This is a genomic window from Micromonospora desertarenae (assembly GCF_056150265.1).
Genome location: NZ_JAXCFQ010000003.1, coordinates 314,388 through 334,401, shown reverse-complemented (window position 1 = coordinate 334,401; position 20,014 = coordinate 314,388). Strand labels below are relative to the sequence as shown.

Genomic DNA, 20,014 nt, shown 5'->3' with positions numbered 1-20,014 from the left:
GAAACTGCGACCCTCCGGGGCCGGGCGAAAACAGCTCCGGCGGGCCCGGATGTGAACCGGTCTTCGGCGATTACCGGGCGCCGCGGAAACGGTGGGGGCGGGTCAGGTGCCGCGCCGTACCCGGCTCCGGGTTAGTCTGCGGGTTCACCCAGGTCCGCGCAGCCGGCGACGGTACGGCGGCCACCGGACGAGGATCGAGAAGGTGTATCTCAAGAGCCTGACGGTGAAGGGCTTCAAGTCCTTCGCCTCCGCGACGACGCTCAAGCTGGAGCCGGGGATCACCTGCGTGGTCGGCCCGAACGGCTCCGGCAAGTCCAACGTCGTCGACGCCATCGCCTGGGTGCTGGGCGAGCAGGGCGCCAAGGCGTTGCGCGGCGGCAAGATGGAGGACGTCATCTTCGCCGGCACCGCCGGCCGGGCGCCGCTGGGTCGCGCCGAGGTGACGCTGACCATCGACAACACCGACGGCGCGCTGCCGATCGAGTACACCGAGGTGTCGATCACCCGCCGGATGTTCCGCTCCGGCGAGAGCGAGTACGAGATCAACGGCAACTCCTGCCGGCTGCTCGACATCCAGGAGCTGCTCTCCGACTCGGGTATCGGCCGGGAGATGCACATCATCGTCGGGCAGGGGCGGCTCGACGGCATGCTGCACGCCAAGCCGGAGGACCGCCGGGCGTTCATCGAGGAGGCGGCCGGCGTCCTGAAGCACCGCAAGCGCAAGGAAAAGGCGCTGCGCAAGCTCGACGCGATGCAGACCAACCTCAACCGGCTCACCGACCTGACCGCCGAGCTGCGCCGCCAGCTCAAGCCGCTGGGCCGGCAGGCCGAGGTGGCCCGGCGGGCCGCCACGATCCAGGCCAACCTGCGCGACGCCCGGCTGCGGCTGCTCGCCGACGACCTGGCCACGCTGCGCGCGACCCTGGACAAGGAGATCGCCGACGAGACCGCGCTGCGCGAGCGGCGCGAGCAGGTCGAGGCCGAGCACACCGAGGTGCAGCGGCGCCTCGGCGAGCTGGAGGCGGCGCTGGCCGAGGACGCCCCGCTGCTCGCCGCCGCGCAGGACACCTGGTACAAGCTCTCCGCGTTGCAGGAGCGGTTCCGCTCGATCGAGCAGCTCGCCCGGGAGCGGCTGCGCCACCTCAGCGCCACCCCGGACGACGAGCGGCCGGGCCGTGACCCGGACCAGCTGGAGGCCGAGGCGGAGCGGGTCCGCGAGCAGGAGGAGGAGCTGCGGGCGGCGCTCACCGACGACCAGATCCGGCTCGCCGAGGCGGTCGAGCACCGGCAGGAACTGGAGCGCCAGCTCGCCGCCGCCGAGCGGGAACTGGTCGCCGCGGCGAAGGCGATCGCCGACCGGCGGGAGGGGCTGGCCCGGCTCACCGGGCAGGTGAACTCGGCCCGCGCCCGGACCACCAGTGCCGGTGAGGAGATCGAGCGGCTCGCCGCCGCGCACGCCGACGCGCTGGCCCGCTCCGAGCGGGCCCAGGCCGACCTGGACGCGGTCGCCGCCGAGTCCACCGAGGCGGACCGGGACAACGCCGACCTGGACGCCCGGCACGCCGAGGCGGTCGCCGCCCTGGAGCGGGTGCAGGCCACCGTCCGGTCGCTGACCGACGCGGAGCGGGCGGCGGAGAAGGACGCCGCCACCTGGAAGGCCCGCGAGGAGGCGCTCGCCCTGGGCCTGCGCCGCAAGGACGGCGCCGGCGCCCTGCTGGCCCGCGCCGACCAGGTCCCCGGCCTGCTGGGCAGCCTGTCCGGGCTGCTCACCGTCGCACCCGGACACGAGGCCGCCCTCGCCGCCGCGCTCGGCGGCCTCGCCGACGCGGTGGCGGTGACCGGGGTGGACGAGGCCGTCGAGGCGATGCGGCTGCTGAAGATCTCCGACGCCGGCCGGGCCGGACTGCTGGTGGGCAGCCCCGCCGGGCCGGGCATGGACGGGCCCGCCGACGCCCTGCGGCCGAAGCTGCCCGACGGCGCGCGCTGGGCGCCCGACCTGGTGGAGTGCGCGGCCGAGATCCGCCCGGCGGTGCACCGGGCGCTGCGCGACGTGGTGCTGGTGGACGACCTGGCGGCGGCCGCCGAGGTGGCCGCCGGCAACCCCGAGCTGCGCGCGGTCACCCCGGACGGCGACGTGGTCGGGGCGTACGCGGCGGCCGGCGGCTCGGCCAAGGCCCCCAGCTTCATCGAGGTGCAGGCGGCGGTCGAGGAGGCCCGGGCGAACCGGGTCGCCGCCGAACGGACCAGCGCCGAACTGCGCGAGCAACTGGTCGACGCGCGCGCCGAGGTGGCCGCCGCGAAGGAGACCGTGCAGCACGCCGCCGCGGCGAAGCGGGAGGCGGAGGGGCAGCGCAACGCGGCCGCCCGCCGGCTGGCCGAGCTGGGCGCGGCCGCCCGCTCGGCGAAGGCGGAGACCGAGCGCCTGGGCGAGTCCCGGGCCCGCGCCGAGGCCGCCCGGGAGCAGGACCTGCTACGCCTCGCCGAGCTGGAGGAGCGGCTGCGGCTGGCCGAGGAGACCCCGGTGGACGCCGAGCCGTCCACCGAGGAGCGGGACCAGCTCGCCGCGATGGTGCCGCAGGCCCGGCAGAACGAGATGGAGGTCCGGCTCGCGGTGCGTACCGCCGAGGAGCGGGTGGCCTCGATCGCCGGACGGGCGGACTCGCTGCGGCGCCAGGCCACCGCCGAGCGGGCCGCGCGGGAACGCGCGGCGGCGCGGCGGGCGGCGCGGACCCGCGGCGCGGGGATCGCCCGGGCCGTCGCCGGCGGCGCCCGGGAGGCGCTCACCCGGCTGACCGTCTCGATCGCGGCGGCCGAGGAGCACCGCGACGCGGTGGCGCGGGAGCGCGCCGCCCGCGAGGCCGAGCTGTCCGAGGTACGCGGCGCCGCCAAGCGGCTCGGCGCCGAGCTGGAGCGGTTGACCAGCCAGGTGCACCGGGACGAGATGGCCCGCGCCGAGCAGCGGCTGCGCATCGAGCAGTTGGAGGCGAAGGCCGCCGAGGACTTCGGGCTGGACGTGGAGACGCTGGTCGCCGAGTACGGCCCGAACCAGCCGGTCCCGCCCACCCAGGCGGACCTCGCGCTGGCCGAGCAGGAGGGCCGGCCGGCACCCGAGCCGGTCCGCTACGAGCGGCCGGTGCAGGAGAAGCGGGCCGCCAAGGCGGAACGCGAGTTGGCCCTGCTCGGCAAGGTCAACCCGCTGGCCCTGGAGGAGTTCGCCGCGCTGGAGGAGCGCTACAAGTTCCTCTCCGAGCAGCTGGAGGACCTCAAGGCCACCCGGCGGGACCTGCTCACCGTGGTCAAGGACGTCGACGACCGGATCCTGGAGGTCTTCGCCAGCGCGTTCGCCGACACCGCCCGGGAGTTCGAGCAGGTGTTCACCGTGCTCTTCCCCGGCGGCGAGGGGCGGCTCGTGCTCACCGACCCGGACGACCTGCTGACCACCGGCGTCGAGGTGGAGGCGCGGCCGCCGGGCAAGAAGATCAAGCGGCTGTCGCTGCTCTCCGGTGGCGAGCGGTCGCTGACCGCGGTGGCCATGCTGGTGGCGATCTTCCGCGCCCGGCCCAGCCCGTTCTACATCATGGACGAGGTGGAGGCGGCCCTCGACGACGTGAACCTGGGACGGCTGATCACGCTGCTGGCACAGTTGCGGGAGAAGAGTCAGCTGATCGTCATCACGCACCAGAAGCGGACGATGGAGGTCGCCGACGCCCTCTACGGGGTGACCATGCGCAGCGGTGTCACCCAGGTGATCAGCCAGCGGCTCAGCCGGGCCGACGGGGACGACGAGCGGCACGGCCGCGGCGAGGAGAACTGAGTGGCTCGGGAACGCGCGACGGCGCTGCTGGTGGACTTCGACGGCGTGCTGCGGCGCTGGGACCCGGCGGTGGCCGCCGGCGTGGAGCGGGAGTACGGCCTCTCCGAGGGGGTGCTCAGCGAGATCGCCATGCAGTGGGGCCGGCTCCAGCCGGTGCTCACCGGCCAGGTCAGCCACGCCGACTGGATGACCAGCGTGGCCGACGCGCTGGCCGGGCCGGCCGGCGGGCCGGAGCGCGCCCGGGCCGCCGTCGAGCAGTGGCAGCGCTACCGGGGCGAGGTGGACCCGGAGGTGCTCGACTTCCTCCGCGAGGTGCGCGCCGCCGGGCTTCCGGTCGGCCTCGCCACCAACGCCACCGACCTGCTCGACGCCGACCTGGCCGCGCTCGACCTGACGGGCGAGTTCGACACGGTGGTCAACTCGTACCGGCTCGGGGTGAACAAGCCGGCCAAGGAGTACTTCCACGCCGCCTGCCAGGCGGTGGGCACCCCGCCGGACCGGGTGCTCTTCGTCGACGACGAGGACTGGTCGGTGCGCGGCGCCCGGGCGGCCGGGCTGTCGGCGTACCGCTGGACCGGCCCGGGCGACCTGCGCTACCTGCGGGCGGCGCTGGCGTACTGAGGCCGGTCCGGCCCGGCGGCACCCCGTGCTGCCGCCGGGCCGGACGGGGCCGGTCAGCGGAGTCCCGGCACCTCGGTCACCGTGAACGGCGGCGTCGGTGCGGCGGCGTTGAGCTGGCTGTTGACCCAGAGCAGCCGGTCGGCGTCGCGGGCGATGGTGGTCGGCGACTGCGCCAGCGGGGCGGGCCGCGACTGCCGTACCACCCGGGCGGTCCGCCCGTCCGGGCCGAGCAGGGCGAGGTTGACCGCGAAGAGCCAGCCGTGCTGCCCGTCCGGGAAGTTCACCACGCCGTAGAGCCGGTTCCCTTCCAGCAGCAGCCCGTCGGCGCCCAACTGCCCGCCGGTCACCGGGACCACGGTGGCCGTCCGGCGGCCCAGGTCGACCCGGTAGAGCCGTTCGCTGCCCGGCACCCCGGTGCCCTGGTCGGCCACGAACGCGAGCCGGCCGTCGGCGGTGGCGGCGATGCCGTTGAGGAAACCGGGGGCCGCCGGGAAGTCGGCCGGGGTGAGCCACGGCGTGAGGTCGCCGACCTGCGCACCGTCGAGGTCGGCGCGCCAGAGCACGCCGGTGGCCGAGTCGGTGACGTGGACGGCGTTCTCGGTGACCACCAGGTCGTTGAGGGCGGCACCGGGGCCCGCCGGCCGGCGAGCCAGCAGCGTGCCGTCCGGGGCGTACACGAAGAGTGTGCCGGTGTCCCAGCCGGCGATGAAGATCCGGCCCCGCCGGTCCAGGCGCACTCCGGCGGCACCGGTCCGGCCGTCCGTGCCGGCGGGCAGGAAGGGACGCAGCTCCCGGTCGTGGACGTGGCCGCGGTAGACAGCGCCGTCGGAGACGCTGGTGACGTACATGGTGCCGGTGCGGGTCACCGCGATGCCCTCGGGCCGCACCCCCGGCTCGGCGGACACCACGTACGAGTCGGGGCGCCCGTGCCCGGGAGCGGGCAGCGGGACGGTGGCGGTGAGGGCGGTGACGGCCGCGGTGGTCGCGGCGACGATCGTCTTCATGCCGGCAGCGTCGGGGGCGCGCGGGCGGCGGCTCCACCCCTTTCGGGTACGGCCGAAGGTGGTTAGCGTCAGCGGATGCTGACCCTGCACCTGAACGCGTCGGATCTGAGCCGCACGGTGGTGCGGTCGACGCCGTCGGTGCTGCTGGAGGTGGCCGCGGCGGGGCAGCGGGTCTTCCGGCCCGGCGGCCCGGAGCATCTCGCCGCGTGGCAGGCGCGCACGCGCGCGGCGCTGCGGCCCGGGATGCGGCCGCTGCTGGACCTGTGCCGACTGCCGCACTGGCTGCCGGACTTCCTCACCCCGACCGGCCATGCCACCGAGGTCACCGCCGCACTGGACGCGGTGGCCGCCACCCCGGCGGCGACGCTGGACGCGGAACTGCGAGCCCGGATCCAGGCCGGCGACCTTCCGCCCCGGGTCGTCCCCCTCGCCGCCGGCGACCCGGTCGCGCGGCAGCGGCTCCGTGCGGCGATGGGTGCCTTCCACGCCGTCGCGGTGGGGCCGTACTGGCCGACGATCCTGGCGGCGGTGCACGCCGACCGGGCGGCGCGCGGGCACACCATGGTGGACGCCGGGATCGACCGGGTGCTGCGGGACCTCAGCCCGTACCTGCACTGGACGTCGTCCGGCGCGACCTACCGGCTGTCGTACGAATGCGCCTTCGGCACGAATCTGGACGTCGTGCCGGACGGTCGTGGTGTCACCCTGGTGCCGTCCTACCTGCTGCCGCAGCCGTGCGTCCTCGACGACCCGGACGGCCCGCTGGTGCTGGCCTACCCGATCCGGCCGACCCGGCGCGAGCTGACCACCGGCCAGCCGCTCGCCGACCTGCTGGGCCGGACTCGGGCGGCGGTGCTGGGCGCGATCGTCGGCGGGCCGAGCACCTCGCAGGTCGCCCGGACGCTCGGCATCTCGATCGCCTCGGCCAGCCAGCACGCGGCCACCCTGCGCTCGGCCGGACTGATCACCACGCACCGTGCCGGCTCGGCGGTGCGGCACGCGCTGACCCCACTCGGCGAGCACCTGCTGCGCGCCGCCCGGCCCGCAAGGCCCGCCCCGACCGGGCCGGCCGGCGACGGGCGGCCGGCAACTGTCACTCGCCGGTGACGCCGTCGATGCGTTCCCGGATCAGGTCGGCGTGGCCGTTGTGCCGGGCGTACTCCTCGATCATGTGCACGTAGACCCAGCGCAGGTTGAAGGTCCGGCGCTTCGGCCCGACCTCGGTGAAGGTCTCGTCCAGCGAGTGGCCGGCGGCGGCGGCCCGGGCCAGTTCCACCTCCCGGTGGAAGGTGGCGAAGTCGGCCTCGGCGTCCGCGTCGCGCACGTCGTGGTCGGCGTCCGGATTGTCCGGCGTGAAGTACGGGTAGTCGACCTTCTCGCCGGCGAAGTTCTCCCGGAACCACCAGGCCTCCACCTCGGCCAGGTGGCGGACCAGGCCGAGCAGGGTGAGCCCGGAGGGCTCGACGCTCGGGGTGCGCAGCTGTTCGGCGGTCAGCCCGGCGCACTTGAGCAGCAGGGTCTGCCGGTGGTAGTCGAGCCAGCCCTCCAGCATCGTGCGCTCGTCGCCGACGTAGGGCTCGGGGGTCCGGACGATCTCCGGTGCTCTCCAGGTCATGCCGGCCATCCTGCTCGGCGGGTCCGACACCCGCGACCGGATATCAGGGCACCACGACGACCGGCCAGCGGCCGGCGCGGACCAGGCGGGTGGCGACCGAGCCGACCAGGCGGTGCCCGGCCTGCTCGGACGCGCCGACCACCACCAGGTCCGCCCGGAACTCGTCGGCCGCGGTCCGCAGTTCGGTGTACGCGTCGCCGCGCCGGGACAGGAAGGTCACCGGCAGCCCCAGCTCCTCGGCGCCGCGCCGGCACTCCCGGCGCAGCTCCTCGGTCAGCTCGTCGTGGCAGCGCTCCAGCGCGCCGGCGTCCACCCCGGGCACCAGGGCGGTGAGCCCGGCGGTCGGGCGGACGTGCACCACCACCAGGGCGGCACCCTGCCGGCGGGCGAGCCCGGCGGCGTACCAGGCGGCCCGCTCCGAGGTCCGGGTGCCGTCCACGCCCACCAGCACCACCCGGGGCCCGTCCGTGCCCCGTTCGAAGGGCAGCGGACGGGTGCGGGGGCCGTAGTCCTCCCGTTCCCGAGGGGCGTCGACGGTCACGTCAGCTCCGTTCTCCGGTCTTGATCACAGCGGCTCCGGCTCCGGCCGCCACCGTCGATTCTTGCTCGATCTCGGCGTCCACCGGGTCGCCGGTGTGCCGGCGCAGCGGCACCTCCCGGATGAAGCAGACAGCGATCAGGGCGATCAGTCCGAACGGGGCGGCGACCAGGAAGATGTCGCCGGCCGCGTGGCCGTACGCGGCCTCCACCACGCCCCGGATCGGAGCGGGCAGGGTGTGCACGTCGGGCAGCGCGCCCCCGCCGCCCGAGCGGGCGGTCGGGATGCCCAGCGCGGTCAGCCCCTCGACGAGGTAGTCGTTGACCTTGTGCGCCAGCACCGCGCCGAGCGCGGCGACGCCCACCGCCCCGCCGAGGCTGCGGAAGAAGGCGACCACCGAGCTGGCGGCGCCCAGCTCGTGCGTGCCGACGGTGTTCTGCACCGCGAGCACCAGGTTCTGCATGCTCATGCCGAGCCCGACGCCGATCACCGCCATGTAGCCGGCGAGCAGGACGAAGCTGGTGTCGGCGCGGAGCGTGCCCATCAGCGCGAAGCCGACGGTGAGCAGCGCCGTGCCGGCGACCAGGTAGCGCTTCCAGCGGCCGGTGCGGGTGATCAGGCGCCCGGTGACCGTGGAGGAGACCAGCAGGCCGAGGATCATCGGCAGGGTCATCAGGCCGGACATGGTCGGGCTCTGCCCCCGGCTGATCTGGAAGTACTGGCTGAGGAAGACCGAGGCGCCGAACATCCCGACACCGACAGCGATGCTCGCGACCGTGGCCAGGGTGATGGTCCGGGACCGGAACAGGTGCGGCGGGATCATCGGCTCGGCGGCCCGCTGCTCGACCCGGATCGCCAGCGCGCCGAGCAGCAGCGCGCCGGCCACCATGACGGCGGTCTGCCAGGAGCCCCAGGCGAACGAGTCGCCGGCCAGCGAGACCCAGATCAGCAGCAGCGAGACGGCGGCGGTGATCAGCGTGGCGCCCCACCAGTCGATGGTGGCCTTCCGCCTGGTCACCGGCAGGCGCAGGGTCTTCTGGAGCACGACCAGCGCGGCGAGCGCGAACGGCACCCCGACGTAGAAGCACCAGCGCCAGCCGAGCCAGGAGGTGTCCACGATCACGCCACCGATCAGCGGGCCGCCGATGGTGCCCACCGCCATCACCGCGCCCAGGTAGCCGCTGTACCGGCCGCGTTCGCGCGGGGCGATGATGGTGGCCAGGATCACCTGGGCCAGCGCGGTGAGGCCGCCGGCGCCGACGCCCTGGAGCACCCGGCAGGCGATCAGCTGCCCGGTGTCCTGGGCGAGCCCGGCCAGCACCGAGCTGACCACGTAGATCAGCAGGGCGATCTGGACCAGGACCTTCTTGTTGGTCAGGTCGGCCAGTTTGCCCCAGATTGGGGTGGTCGCGGTGGTGGCGAGCAGCGCCGCGGTGACCACCCAGGTGTACGCGGACTGGCCGCCGCCCAGCTCGGTGATGATCCTCGGCAGGGCGTTGGAGACGACGGTGCCGGAGAGGATCGCGACGAACATGCCCAGCAGCAGGCCGGAGAGGGCCTCCAGCACCTGCCGGTGGGTCATGTCGACGGCGGTCGCCCGGGCGGGCGCTGGCGCGGAGCTCATCGTGGCTGCCTCCGGCAGGGAGTCGAGGGAAGTCTGGTGGGGCGTTGCCCCGGGCAACCGTATGCCTTCGTTGCCTAGAGCAACAACTCTGCCTGGGGAGGCTTTGTTCCCGGCCCCCGGGGTCAGCTCAGAGCGGGATCTCGTTGAACCGGCTCAGCAGCCGGGCGAACTCCTCGACGTCCCGGGCCGGCCAGTCCTCCAGCGTCCGGCGGAACTGCCGCAGCCGGGCCGACCGGGCCGCGTCGAACCGCTGCCGCCCCTGGTCGGTGAGGCTGAGCTGGGCGGCCCGCCGGTCGGTCGGGTCCGGGTCGCGGCGGACCAGGCCCAACGCCTCCAGCCCGTTGATCTGCCGGCTCAGCGTGCCCTTGCCGATGCCGAGCCGGGCGGCCAGGTCGGTGAGCCGGATCGAGTCGCACCGGCGCAGCCAGAGCAGCAGGCCGTACGCGTTCGGCTCCAGGTTGGGGTGCACCTCCCGGGCGATCTCCCAGGAGACCGCGCGCCCGCGGCGCAGCAGCACGGTCAGTTCGTGCTCGACCGCCCGCAGCGGCTCCGGAAGCTCGTCGTCCACGCCGTAGAGGGTAAGGCCACCATCAACCGGCGTCGGTGAGTCGGCGCCGCATCACCGGCCGCAGGTGCCCGTCGGCGGTGGTGCCCTCGATGGTCACCTCGGCCGTGCGGCCGTCGTGCACCAGCGTGGCCACCGCGTTGCCGAAGTACGGGCCGGCCAGCTTCCGCCAGCGCAGCGCCGGGCGGCGTACCCCGGCCGAGCGGGCCAGCGCCCGGGTGGCCCCGGCCGGCCCGGCCGACCAGCCCAGCCGCATCAGCGGGCGCATCCCGGCCGGCACCTGGTTGTGGATGGGGGAGCAGGTGAGCTGGTGCACCGGGGTGGCCACCGCCGGGTCGTCGAACCGGGCCCGGGCCACGTACGAGTGGTGCACGTCACCGGAGAGCACGCTGATCGAGGCGGGCGGCGCGTACGCCGGACCGGCGCCGACCCGCTCCCCGGTGGCGCCCGGGGTGCCGCTGCCGAGCCGGGCGAAGAGCGCGCCGAGCGCGTCGAACGACCGGCGGAACGCCGCCCAGTGCTCCAGGTCGAGCCCGCGGCGCAGCTTCTCCGACAGGCCGGCCACCCAGCGCCGGCGGGAGTCGGCCAGCTTCTCGTTCCAGGACTCCACGTGGTGGATGCCCGGCGGCAGCAGCCAGGGCAGCGAGGCTCCCACCACCAGGTGGTCGTAGACGCCGTGCGCCTGGTCGAGGAACCAGGACCACTCGCCGGGCGGCAGCATCGCGCGCTGGCCCGGCTCCAGCACCCGGCTGCACCGGTTGTCCAGCATCACCAGCCGGGTCCGGCCCAGGTCGAGCGCGTAGCTCCACTGGTACTGCACCGCGCGCCAGCGCTCGGTGTCGTGCGCCAGGTCACTCTCCTGGTCGACCCGGTGCCCGAACTCGCGCAGCACGCCGGTGGCGTCCTCGGCGGCGGTCACCTTGGCGAAGACCGGGTCGGCGGCGATCTCGTCCGGGGAGAGGTTGCCCAGGTGCTGGTAGACCCAGTACGAGGCGAGCCCGCTGCCGATCCGCTCCGCCCACCAGGGCTGCCGCCGGGCGTCCGCCCGCCACGACGCGGAGGTGTTCCAGTCGTCGATGATCTCGTGGTCGTCGAAGATCATCACGCTCGGCACGGTGGAGAGCAGCCAGCGGATCTCCGGATCCCGCCAGGACTCCAGGTAGAGCTTGGTGTACTCGTCGAAGCTCACCACCTGGTCGCGGGGGGCGTCCTTCGGCCGGCGCCGGCGCCGCTTCAGCAGCCGCCGCACGGTGGGCGAGGTCACGTCCGCGTACACCTGGTCGCCGAGCAGCACCAGCAGGTCGGGCAGCGCGGCCGGGTCGGGGTCGGCCATCAACCGCCGGGCGTACGCGTCCAGCGCGTCCGGCGGCAGCCGCCGGGTGGTGGCGTGCTGGGTGGTCTCCCGGCAGGAGCCGAAGATGAGCCGGACCGGCTGGTCCCGGTCGTCGGCGGCCCGGGTGCGGATCACGCTGGGCGGGAAGCCGCTCTCCGGCACCGGCCAGACGACCTCGCCGTCGACCAGCACCTCGTAGCGGGTCGCCGCACCCGGGGTGAGCCCCTCCACCACGACCAGCGCGTAGTGGTGGTCGTACGCGGAGAAGGTGGGCGCGGTGCCGCCGGCGCCGTCGGCCGTGCGGACGGTGACCACGGCGGGCGCGCTGGTCTCGACCCAGACGGTGGCCCGCGTGCCGACGACCCGCCGCAGCAGTGGGCCGATGAGCAGGTGCGCCGCGGGCATGGTGGACCTCCGAGGTGAGCGGACTTCTTCTTTACTACCCCGCCGGCGGTCGCACCACTGCTGGCTGTGGCCGAGCCTACCGCCGGCGGATGCGGCCCACGGGGTGCGGTGGCTGGGACGCCGTCGCCGCCATCTGACAGGATTTCGGCATGACGGAATACCTCCTCATCGCCCTCGCCCTGCTCGGCGTGCTGATCCTGGGTGCCATCGGGCTGGTCGTGCCGCGGCTGCGCCGGCGGCCGGAGCCGCCCCTGCCGGAGCAGGAGGTGCGGACCCGGGCGGAGGAGGAACTCGCCGGCCCGCCGGTGGTGGCGCCGGAGGCCGACCTGTCCACCGGCATCCTGGTGGAGCCGCCGGTGGTCGAGGCCCCGGCGCCGGTGCTGGAGGTCCCCGAGCCGACCGCCGGGCGGCTGGTGCGGCTGCGGTCCCGGCTGTCCCGCTCGCAGAACGTCTTCGGCAAGAGCCTGCTCGGCCTGCTCAGCCGGGACCGGCTGGACGAGGACGCCTGGGAGGAGATCGAGGACAGCCTGATCACCGCCGACGTCGGCATCGACGCCACCCGGGAGATCGTCGACCGGCTGCGCGAGCGCACCCGGGTGCTCGGCACCCGGTCCGGCGAGGAGCTGCGCGCGCTGCTCGCCACCGAGCTGGTCACCGCCCTGGACCCGACGCTGGACCGCTCCCTGCACACCGCGCCCAAGGAGGGCGGCCCGGCGGTGCTGCTGGTGGTCGGCGTCAACGGCGCCGGCAAGACCACCACCTGCGGCAAGATCGCCCGGGTGCTGGTCGCCGACGGCCGCAGCGTGATCCTCGGCGCGGCCGACACCTTCCGGGCCGCCGCCGCCGACCAGTTGGAGACCTGGGCCGGTCGGGTCGGCGCGGAGACCGTCCGCGGCCCGGAGGGGGCCGACCCGGCCAGCGTCGCCTTCGACGCGGTCAAGCGCGGCATCGACGCCGGCGTGGACACCGTGCTGATCGACACCGCCGGGCGGTTGCAGAACAAGGTCGGCCTGATGGACGAGCTCGGCAAGGTCAAGCGGGTGGTGGAGAAGCACGGCCCGATCGACGAGACGATCCTGATCCTGGACGCCACCACCGGCCAGAACGGCCTGGAGCAGGCGCGGGTCTTCACCGAGGTGGTCAACGTGACGGGCGTGGCGCTGACCAAGCTCGACGGCACCGCCAAGGGCGGCATCGTGATCGCCGTGCAGCGCAAGCTGGGCATCCCGGTGAAGCTGGTCGGGCTCGGCGAGGGGCCGGACGACCTGGCCCCGTTCGACCCCGCGCAGTTCGTCGACGCGCTGCTGGGCACTGAAGCCCCCGGACGGGACGCGTAACCTCGAAGTGACGACTGACGATCGCGCCTACGCGGGGTGGCGCGACCCCAGCCACCCGGCGCCACGCCTCGGGAGACCGTACGTGACTTCGCAGGAGATCCCGCTGCACGGCGGGAACGTCAGCACCGTGGTCCGGGTCGGCGACACGGTGCGGCGCAACGCCGGGCCCTGGACGCCGAGCGTGCACGCCCTGCTGCGGCACCTGGAGTACGTCGGCTTCACCGGCGCACCCCGCGCCCTCGGCATGGACGAGCGCAACCGGGAGGTGCTGTCGTACCTGGAGGGGGAGTGCGGGGAGTACCCGCTCGCCCCGCACTGGGTCACCGACGAGGCGCTGGTGACCGTCGCCACCATGCTGCGGATGTTCCACGACGCCCAGTACGGCTTCGTCCCGCCGCAGGGGGCGGTCTGGCGCTCGTTCGGGCCGCCGCCGCCGGACACCGAGGTGATCTGCCACCACGACGCCGCCCCGCACAACGTGATCTGGCGGCCGGACGGCACCCTGGGGCTGATCGACTTCGACCTCGCCTCGCCCGGCGCCCGGATCTACGACGTGGCGTACGCGGCCTGGACCTGGGTGCCGATCTTCTCCGACCGGGACTCGATCACGCTCGGCTGGAAGCACCCCGACCGGCCGCGCCGGCTGCGCCTCTTCGCCGACGCGTACGGGCTGATCCCGCGCGACCGGCACCGGTTGATCCGGACCATCCGCAAGCGGATCGTCGACCACGTGGAGGGGATCCGCCGGATGGCCGCGGCCGGCGAGCCGGCGTTCGTCCGGATCGTGCACAAGGGCCACCTGCGCCGGCCGATGCGTGACCTGCGGCTGCTCGACTACGAGCGGAACGCCCTGGAGTACGCCCTGCGCTGACCGGTTCCGCCGGTCCCGTCCCTTTCGCTCCCGCCGCCGGCCGCGGCGGTGAGGTTCTCTTCACACGTCCGAAACAAGCCGTCACGGTACGGAAATCGACGGGTGACGCTGGAGGAAACAGCCAGCGACGAGGCTTCCGCGCATCCGGCGTACGGGCGACGCTGCCCCGGAAGCCGTGAAGGAGGGAACTTCACCGTTAGGAGGCCAGCGTGCCTGAAGCACCGACGATTGACTCCGGCAACACCGTCTGGTTGCTGGTGTCGACCGCGCTCGTGCTGCTCATGACGCCCGGACTGGCGCTGTTCTACGGCGGCCTCAACCGGGCCAAGGGCGTACTCAACATGATGATGATGAGCTTCTCCGCGATCGGGCTCATCTCCGTTCTGTGGTGGTTCTACGGCTTCAGCATCGCCTTCGGCAGCGATGTCAACGGCTTCTGGGGCGACCCGGCCGCCTACCTGGGCACCAAGACGTTCCTCGCCGAGACCGACCTGTGGGGCGCGACGGCGGAGAACCCGAGCGGCATCGGCGTCCCGCTGTACGTGTTCATGGCCTTCCAGATGGTCTTCGCGGTGATCACCGTCGCGCTGATCAGCGGCGCGATCTCCGACCGGGCGAAGTTCGCCGGCTGGCTGCTGTTCGCCTTCGGCTGGGCCACCCTTGTCTACTTCCCGGTCGCCCACTGGGTCTGGGGCGGCGGCATCATCGGCGGCGACATCCACGCGCTCGACTTCGCCGGCGGCACCGCCGTGCACATCAACGCCGGTGCGGCCGCCCTGGCGGTGGCGCTGGTGCTGGGCAAGCGGCTCGGCTGGCCGCGGGAGGGCATGAAGCCGCACAACATCCCGCTGGTCGCGCTCGGCGCCGGCCTGCTCTGGTTCGGCTGGTTCGGGTTCAACGCCGGCTCCGAGCTGACCGTCGACTCGGTGGCCGGTCTCGCCTTCCTCAACACCCAGCTCGCCACGGCGGCCGCGCTGCTCGGCTGGATCGCGGTGGAGTGGATCAAGGACCGGAAGCCGACCATGGTGGGCGCCTCCTCCGGCGCCGTCGCCGGCCTGGTTGCCATCACCCCGGCCTGCGGCTTCATCGCCCCGTGGGCGGCCGTGCTGCTCGGCCTGGTCGCCGGCGCGGTCTGCGCGCTGGCGGTCAGCCTCAAGTACAAGCTCGGCTACGACGACTCGCTCGACGTGGTCGGGGTGCACTTCGTCGGCGGCTGGATCGGCTCGCTCTGGCTCGGCCTGTTCGCCACCAACTCGGTCAACGCGGCCATCTCCGACGTGGTCGGCGCCTCCGACGGCCTCTTCTACGGCGGCGGCCTGACCCAGCTCGGCCGGCAGGCCCTGGCCGGCCTGATCGTCAGCGTCTGGTCGTTCGGCATCGCCTGGCTGCTCGCCTTCGCCATCGAGAAGACGATCGGCTTCCGGGCCCGGCCCGAGGCCGAGGTCGAGGGCATCGACATCGCCGAGCACGCGGAGAGCGGCTACGACCTCTCCCCGGCCGGCGGCAGCACCGGCGGCGCGTTCGCGCTGGCCGGGATCGGCTCCCCGGGCGCGACCGCGGGCGCCGCCAAGCCGGTGGCGGCGCCCGCCGAGCCGGCGTCCGAGCCGGCGTCCGAGCCGGTGGACGAGAAGGTCGGCGGATAACGTTCCTGGGATGGAGGGGTTGGACATGAAGCTGGTGACCGCGGTCATCAAGCCGTACCAGCTGGACGCGGTGAAGGAGGCCCTGCACGCCCTCGGGGTGGCCGGCCTGACCGTCAGCGAGGTCCAGGGCTACGGCCGGCAGAAGGGGCACACCGAGGTCTACCGGGGTGCCGAGTACACGGTCGAGTTCCTGCCCAAGATCCGGGTCGAGGTGCTCACCGACGAGATGGACGTCGAGAAGATCGTGGACGCCATCGTCGCGGCCGCCCGGACCGGCAAGATCGGCGACGGCAAGGTCTGGGTGACCGGGGTCGAGGAGGTCGTCCGGGTCCGTACCGGCGAGCGCGGGCTCGACGCGCTCTGAGCACGCAGCGACCGAGATGACCTCGTTGACCAGGGACGCGTCCGGCACCGACCGGGATCCGCTGGTCAACGAGGTCGTCGGCGTACCGGGAGGGATCGGCGCCGCGGCCCGGTCGGCCCGGGCGGACGCGTACGACGGCTGGCTGCGGTCGCTGCTGCCGCCGCGGGACGGGGTGGCGCTGCTGGCCGTCGGCGGGCTGGGACGGCGGCAGTGCGCCCCGTACGGCGACCTCGACCTGGTGCTGGTGCACGCCGGGGTGCCGGGCGTCGACGAGCTGGCCGCCGCGCTCTGGTATCCCATCTGGGACGCCGGGCTGCGGCTGGACCACTCGGTGCGCACCGTGCCGGAGGCGCTGTCGGTGGCCCAGGACGACGTGAAGGTGGCCCTCGGCCTGCTCGACGCCCGTCCGGTGGCCGGGGACGCCGCGCTCGCCGAGGCGCTGGTCCGGACCGCCGCCGACCACTGGCGGCGGACCGCCGTACGCCAACTGCCCGCGCTGCGGGCGGCCACCGCCGCCCGCTGGCAGGCCCACGGTGAGCTGGCCTTCCTGCTCGAAGGCGACCTCAAGGAGGCCGCCGGCGGGCTGCGCGACGTGGGCATCCTGCGGGCGATCGCGATGGCCGGCGTGACCGACGCGCTGCGGCCCGCGGTCCGCGCCGCGCACCTGCGCCTGCTGGACACCCGCGACGCGCTGCACCAGCAGGTCGGCCGCCGGGTGGACCGGCTGGTGGCGCAGGAACGCGACGGCGTCGCCGCGCTGCTCGGGCTGGACGACGGCGACGCGCTGCTGCGCCGGGTCGCCGGGGACGCCCGGACGGTCAGCCACGCCCTGGACGACGCCTTCCGGACGGTCGACCGGCTCCGGTCCGGGCGTCGCCGGGGCGCCGACGGCCGCCCGGTGCGCCGGCCGGTGGCCCGGGACGTGGTGGAGCACGACGGCGAGCTGGTGCTGGCCCGGACCGCCATCGGGGCGCGCCCCGACCCGAGCCTGTCGCTGCGGGTGGCCGCCGCGGCGGCCACCACCCGGCTGCCGATCGCCCGGGCCACCTGCGAGTGGCTGGCCGCCTACTGCCCGCCGCTGCCGGCGCCCTGGCCGGTCGAGGCCCGGGCCGCGCTGGTCACCCTGCTGGGCGCCGGCCCCGGCCTGGTGCCGGCCTGGGAGACCTGCGACCGGTACGGGCTGGTGGACGGCTGGCTGCCGGAGTGGACCCGGCTGCGCAGCCTGCCCCAGCACAACCCGGTGCACCGGTTCACCCTCGACCGCCACCTGGTGCAGACCGCGGCCGAGGCCAGCCGGTACGCCCGCGAGGTGGAGCGCCCCGACCTGCTGCTGCTCGGCGCTCTGCTGCACGACGTCGGCAAGGGGCTCGCCGGCGACCACAGCACGGTGGGCGCGCCGGTCGCCGAGGCGGTGGCCGCCCGGATCGGCCTGCCGGCGCCCGAGGTGGCCCTGATCGGCACCCTGGTCCGGCTGCACCTGCTGCTGCCCGACGTGGCCACCCGGCGCGACCTCGCCGACCCGAAGACCATCGCCGGGGTGGCCGGCGCGGTCGGCGACCCGGCCACCCTCGACCTGCTGCACGCGCTGGTCCGCGCCGACGCCGCCGCCACCGGGCCGGCCGCCTGGTCGGACTGGAAGGGCCGGCTGGTCGCCGAACTGGTCGGGCGGGTGCGGACCGCGCTGGACACCGGGGCGCTGCCCGCCCCGCCGGCCCCGGACCCGGCGCTGGTGGCCGGGCCGCTGCCGGTCGTACACCTGCGCGGGGACCAGGTGGCGGTGGCCGCGGCGGACCGGCGCGGGCTGCTCGCGACGGTGGCCGGCTGCCTGGCCCTGCACCGGCTGGAGGTGGTCTCCGCCGACGCCACCACGGTGGACGGGCGGGCGCTGGTGCAGTGCCGGGTGCAGCCGCGCTACGGACAGCCGCCGGATCCGATCGCGCTCGGCAGCGACCTGCGCCGGGCGGTGGCCGGGGACGTCTCGGTGACCCAGCGGCTGCGCGGCCGGGCGCTGGCCGCGCGCGGGTCGGCGGCGGCGCCCCGGGTGGTCTGGCACCGGGAGGCGGCCACCGACGCGGTGCTGCTGGAGCTGCGCGCCGCCGACGCGGCCGGCCTGCTCTACCGGGTGGCCGGCGCCCTCGACGAGGCCGGCGCGCAGGTGCGTGCCGCCCGCATCTCCACCCTGGGCGGGGACGTGGTGGACGCGTTCTACCTGGTCGGCGGCTGGCCGGACGACGTCACCCGGGCCCGCCTGGAGGCCGCGGTCCTCGGCGCGGTCTGACCCGGCCGGCGCCCGCCGGGCGGGGCACGACGCCTGGTGGCGGACGCGGCGAACCCGGCGGGTACGTCCGGGAACGTAGCCGCGGTGCCGTCCGCGGACGCACGACGAGGGGTGCCGGCGGGGGCAGAATGACCGCCATGCGGGAGCGGCAGCGGGACCGACGGCGGGAGGTGGCCGCCGACGCCGCCCTGGCGCTGGCGCTGCTGGCGTTCGGGCTGCTCGCCACCCCGCTGGCCGGCGCGAACCAGCCCGGCTCCGCGCCGGTCGACGCCGCCTGCCGCACCCTGCTGGCGGTGGCGGCGCTGGCCCTGGTGGCGCGCCGGACCGCCCCGCTGGCCACGCTCGCGGTGGTGGCCGTGGCGACCTCGGCCTACCTGGTGCTCGGTTACCCGTACGGGCCGGTGCAGCTCGCCCTCCTGGTCGCCGTCTACACCGCGGCGGTTCGGCTGCCGGTGCGCCGGGCCGGCGTGGCGGCCGGGCTGGCGCTGGCCGTGCTGCTGGCGCACGTCTTCTGGTCCCGGGGGCCGGAGCCGGGCTGGTTCGGGGCGCTTCCCGCCGCGGCCTGGGTGGTCGTACCGTTCGCGGTGGGGGTCGCGGTGCGGGTCACCCGGGAGAGCACGGCCCGGGGCCGCGCCGAGGCGGCCCGGCGGCAGGCCGACGAGGAGCGGCTGCGCATCGCCCAGGAGGTGCACGACGTGGTGGGGCACGGCCTGGCGGCGATCAGCATGCAGGCGGAGGTGGCCCTGCACCTGCTCGGCAAGCGTCCGGAGCAGGCCGAGATCGCGCTCACCGCGATCAGCCGCACCAGCCGGGAGGCGCTGGACGAGCTGCGGGTCACCCTCGGCGCGGTGCGCCGGGGCGGCGGGCGGGAGCCGGTGCCCGGGCTGGCCCGGCTGGACGCCCTGCGCGAGCGGCTGGCCGACGCCGGGCTCGCCGTGACGCTGCGGGTCACCGGCGAGCCGCGCGAGCTGCCGGGGGCGGTGGACCTGGCCGCGTACCGGGTGGTGCAGGAGGCGCTGACCAACGTGCTGCGGCACGCCGGGGTGGCCGAGGCGGAGGCGACGGTCGGCTACGGCGGGGACGCGCTGACCGTGGAGGTGCTCGACCGGGGGGTGGGCGGTGGCGGGGGAGCGGGGCACGGCCTGGCCGGCATGCGGGAGCGGGTGACCGCGCTCGGCGGCGAGCTGGCCGCCGGCCCGCGTCCGGGTGGCGGGTTCCGGGTCGCGGCCCGGCTGCCGGTGGAGCCGGCCCGGTGATCCGGGTACTGATCGCCGACGACCAGGACCTGGTCCGGCTCGGGCTGCGCGCGCTGGTGGAGAGCGAGGACGACCTGGCGCTGGCCGGCGAGGCGGCGGACGGGCTGCGGGCGGTGGAGCTGGCCCGGCGGGAACGCCCGGACGTGGTGCTGATGGACGTCCGGATGCCCGGCGTGGACGGCATCGAGGCCACCCGGCGGATCGTCGCCGACCCCGGGCTGGCCGCCACCCGGGTGGTCGTGCTCACCACCTTCGAGCTGGACGAGTACGTCTTCGACGCGCTGCGGCACGGGGCGAGCGGGTTTCTCACCAAGGACACCCGGCCGGCCGAGCTGTTGCGGGCGATCCGGCTGGTGGCGGCCGGCGAGGCGCTGCTCTCGCCGTCGGTGACCCGGCGGGTGGTGCGCGAGTTCGCCGCCCGCCCGCCCCGGGTGCCCCGACCGCACCCCCGGCTCGACACGCTCACCGACCGGGAGCGGGAGGTGGTCGGGCTGGTCGGCGAGGGGCTCAGCAACGCGGAGATCGCCGACCGGCTGGTGGTCAGCCCGGCGACGGCGCGTACCCACGTCAGCCGGGCGATGGTCAAGCTGGGCGCCCGCGACCGTGCCCAGCTCGTGGTCTACGCCTACCAGTCCGGCCTGGTCGAACTCTGACCGCCGGCCGGCCCGGCGCCGGCCGGGCGGCGGACCGCCGCCGGCAAGATCGCCGGGAGTGCGCGGTGACGCGGCGGCCGGGGTGGTGGGCGG

General features: G+C 75.1%; 16 protein-coding genes. 10 read left to right on the top strand and 6 right to left on the bottom strand.

The window, feature by feature from the left end; genetic code table 11:
• Positions 1-202 precede the first annotated feature (202 nt).
• Both smc and SM577_RS07465 read left to right on the top strand, forming a co-directional pair.
• Positions 203-3,814, top strand: a complete 3,612-nt coding sequence (smc, locus tag SM577_RS07470) for a chromosome segregation protein SMC (protein WP_474586548.1) — start codon at positions 203-205, stop codon at positions 3,812-3,814.
• Positions 3,815-4,435, top strand: a complete 621-nt coding sequence (locus SM577_RS07465; RefSeq protein ID WP_302917760.1) for an HAD-IA family hydrolase — start codon at positions 3,815-3,817, stop codon at positions 4,433-4,435.
• Positions 4,436-4,488: 53 nt separating this feature from the next.
• Here SM577_RS07465 and SM577_RS07460 read toward each other — a convergent pair whose 3' ends face one another.
• Complete coding sequence (locus SM577_RS07460; RefSeq protein ID WP_474586547.1) at positions 4,489-5,439, bottom strand: SMP-30/gluconolactonase/LRE family protein; 951 nt, start codon at positions 5,437-5,439, stop codon at positions 4,489-4,491.
• Positions 5,440-5,514: 75 nt separating this feature from the next.
• On the opposite strand from SM577_RS07460, the gene SM577_RS07455 reads away from it, so the two are divergent.
• Complete coding sequence (locus tag SM577_RS07455; RefSeq protein WP_474586546.1) at positions 5,515-6,546, top strand: ArsR/SmtB family transcription factor; 1,032 nt, start codon at positions 5,515-5,517, stop codon at positions 6,544-6,546.
• Here the strand turns inward: SM577_RS07455 and SM577_RS07450 are convergent.
• From SM577_RS07450 to SM577_RS07430, 5 genes are all read right to left on the bottom strand, one after another.
• A complete protein-coding gene (locus SM577_RS07450) occupies positions 6,533-7,054 on the bottom strand; it encodes a DinB family protein (protein ID WP_302917757.1) in 522 nt (173 codons plus the stop codon). The two genes, SM577_RS07455 and SM577_RS07450, sit on opposite strands and share 14 nt — an antisense overlap.
• Positions 7,055-7,097: 43 nt before the next feature.
• The gene (locus SM577_RS07445) at positions 7,098-7,595 is read right to left on the bottom strand and encodes a universal stress protein (protein ID WP_302917756.1); all 498 of its coding nucleotides are present in this window, start codon (positions 7,593-7,595) and stop codon (positions 7,098-7,100) included.
• Between the two features lies 1 nt (position 7,596).
• A complete protein-coding gene (locus SM577_RS07440; RefSeq protein WP_302917755.1) occupies positions 7,597-9,216 on the bottom strand; it encodes an MDR family MFS transporter in 1,620 nt (539 codons plus the stop codon).
• A 127-nt stretch (positions 9,217-9,343) separates the two neighbouring features.
• Complete coding sequence (locus SM577_RS07435; protein WP_302917754.1) at positions 9,344-9,784, bottom strand: MarR family winged helix-turn-helix transcriptional regulator; 441 nt, start codon at positions 9,782-9,784, stop codon at positions 9,344-9,346.
• 22 nt (positions 9,785-9,806) lie between these two features.
• The gene (locus SM577_RS07430; protein WP_302917753.1) at positions 9,807-11,519 is read right to left on the bottom strand and encodes an alkaline phosphatase D family protein; all 1,713 of its coding nucleotides are present in this window, start codon (positions 11,517-11,519) and stop codon (positions 9,807-9,809) included.
• 149 nt (positions 11,520-11,668) lie between these two features.
• On the opposite strand from SM577_RS07430, the gene ftsY reads away from it, so the two are divergent.
• From ftsY to SM577_RS07395, 7 genes are all read left to right on the top strand, one after another.
• Positions 11,669-12,856 carry a signal recognition particle-docking protein FtsY gene (gene ftsY, locus SM577_RS07425; RefSeq protein ID WP_302917752.1) on the top strand — a complete coding sequence of 396 codons (1,188 nt, stop codon included), beginning with the start codon at positions 11,669-11,671 and terminating at the stop codon, positions 12,854-12,856.
• Between the two features lie 7 nt (positions 12,857-12,863).
• Positions 12,864-13,727, top strand: coding sequence for a phosphotransferase (locus SM577_RS07420; RefSeq protein WP_302917751.1), 864 nt, complete (start codon positions 12,864-12,866; stop codon positions 13,725-13,727).
• A 209-nt stretch (positions 13,728-13,936) separates the two neighbouring features.
• Entirely contained in the window at positions 13,937-15,370 is a 1,434-nt protein-coding gene (locus SM577_RS07415) for an ammonium transporter (RefSeq protein WP_302917750.1), read from the top strand.
• A 25-nt stretch (positions 15,371-15,395) separates the two neighbouring features.
• Positions 15,396-15,734: a P-II family nitrogen regulator gene (locus SM577_RS07410; protein WP_170839442.1), complete on the top strand. Its 339-nt coding sequence runs from the start codon at positions 15,396-15,398 to the stop codon at positions 15,732-15,734.
• A 16-nt stretch (positions 15,735-15,750) separates the two neighbouring features.
• Positions 15,751-18,012 (top strand): [protein-PII] uridylyltransferase, encoded by a 2,262-nt coding sequence (locus SM577_RS07405; protein WP_474586545.1) that lies wholly within the window; start codon positions 15,751-15,753, stop codon positions 18,010-18,012.
• 137 nt (positions 18,013-18,149) lie between these two features.
• A complete protein-coding gene (locus SM577_RS07400; protein ID WP_474586544.1) occupies positions 18,150-19,268 on the top strand; it encodes a sensor histidine kinase in 1,119 nt (372 codons plus the stop codon).
• A complete protein-coding gene (locus SM577_RS07395) occupies positions 19,265-19,921 on the top strand; it encodes a response regulator transcription factor (RefSeq protein WP_302917747.1) in 657 nt (218 codons plus the stop codon). The genes SM577_RS07400 and SM577_RS07395 overlap by 4 nt, the downstream gene beginning before the upstream one ends.
• The last annotated feature ends 93 nt before the right edge of the window (positions 19,922-20,014 follow it).

What these genes read in the sequence shown, in the direction of transcription:
- SM577_RS07460 (WP_474586547.1), bottom strand. Translation starts at nt 5,439, where the DNA reads ATGAAGACGATCGTCGCCGCGACCACCGCGGCCGTCACCGCCCTCACC.
- SM577_RS07455 (WP_474586546.1), top strand. Translation starts at nt 5,515, where the DNA reads ATGCTGACCCTGCACCTGAACGCGTCGGATCTGAGCCGCACGGTGGTG.
- SM577_RS07450 (WP_302917757.1), bottom strand. Translation starts at nt 7,054, where the DNA reads ATGACCTGGAGAGCACCGGAGATCGTCCGGACCCCCGAGCCCTACGTC.
- SM577_RS07440 (WP_302917755.1), bottom strand. Translation starts at nt 9,216, where the DNA reads ATGAGCTCCGCGCCAGCGCCCGCCCGGGCGACCGCCGTCGACATGACC.
- SM577_RS07430 (WP_302917753.1), bottom strand. Translation starts at nt 11,519, where the DNA reads ATGCCCGCGGCGCACCTGCTCATCGGCCCACTGCTGCGGCGGGTCGTC.
- ftsY (WP_302917752.1), top strand. Translation starts at nt 11,669, where the DNA reads ATGACGGAATACCTCCTCATCGCCCTCGCCCTGCTCGGCGTGCTGATC.
- SM577_RS07410 (WP_170839442.1), top strand. Translation starts at nt 15,396, where the DNA reads ATGAAGCTGGTGACCGCGGTCATCAAGCCGTACCAGCTGGACGCGGTG.
- SM577_RS07405 (WP_474586545.1), top strand. Translation starts at nt 15,751, where the DNA reads ATGACCTCGTTGACCAGGGACGCGTCCGGCACCGACCGGGATCCGCTG.
- SM577_RS07400 (WP_474586544.1), top strand. Translation starts at nt 18,150, where the DNA reads ATGCGGGAGCGGCAGCGGGACCGACGGCGGGAGGTGGCCGCCGACGCC.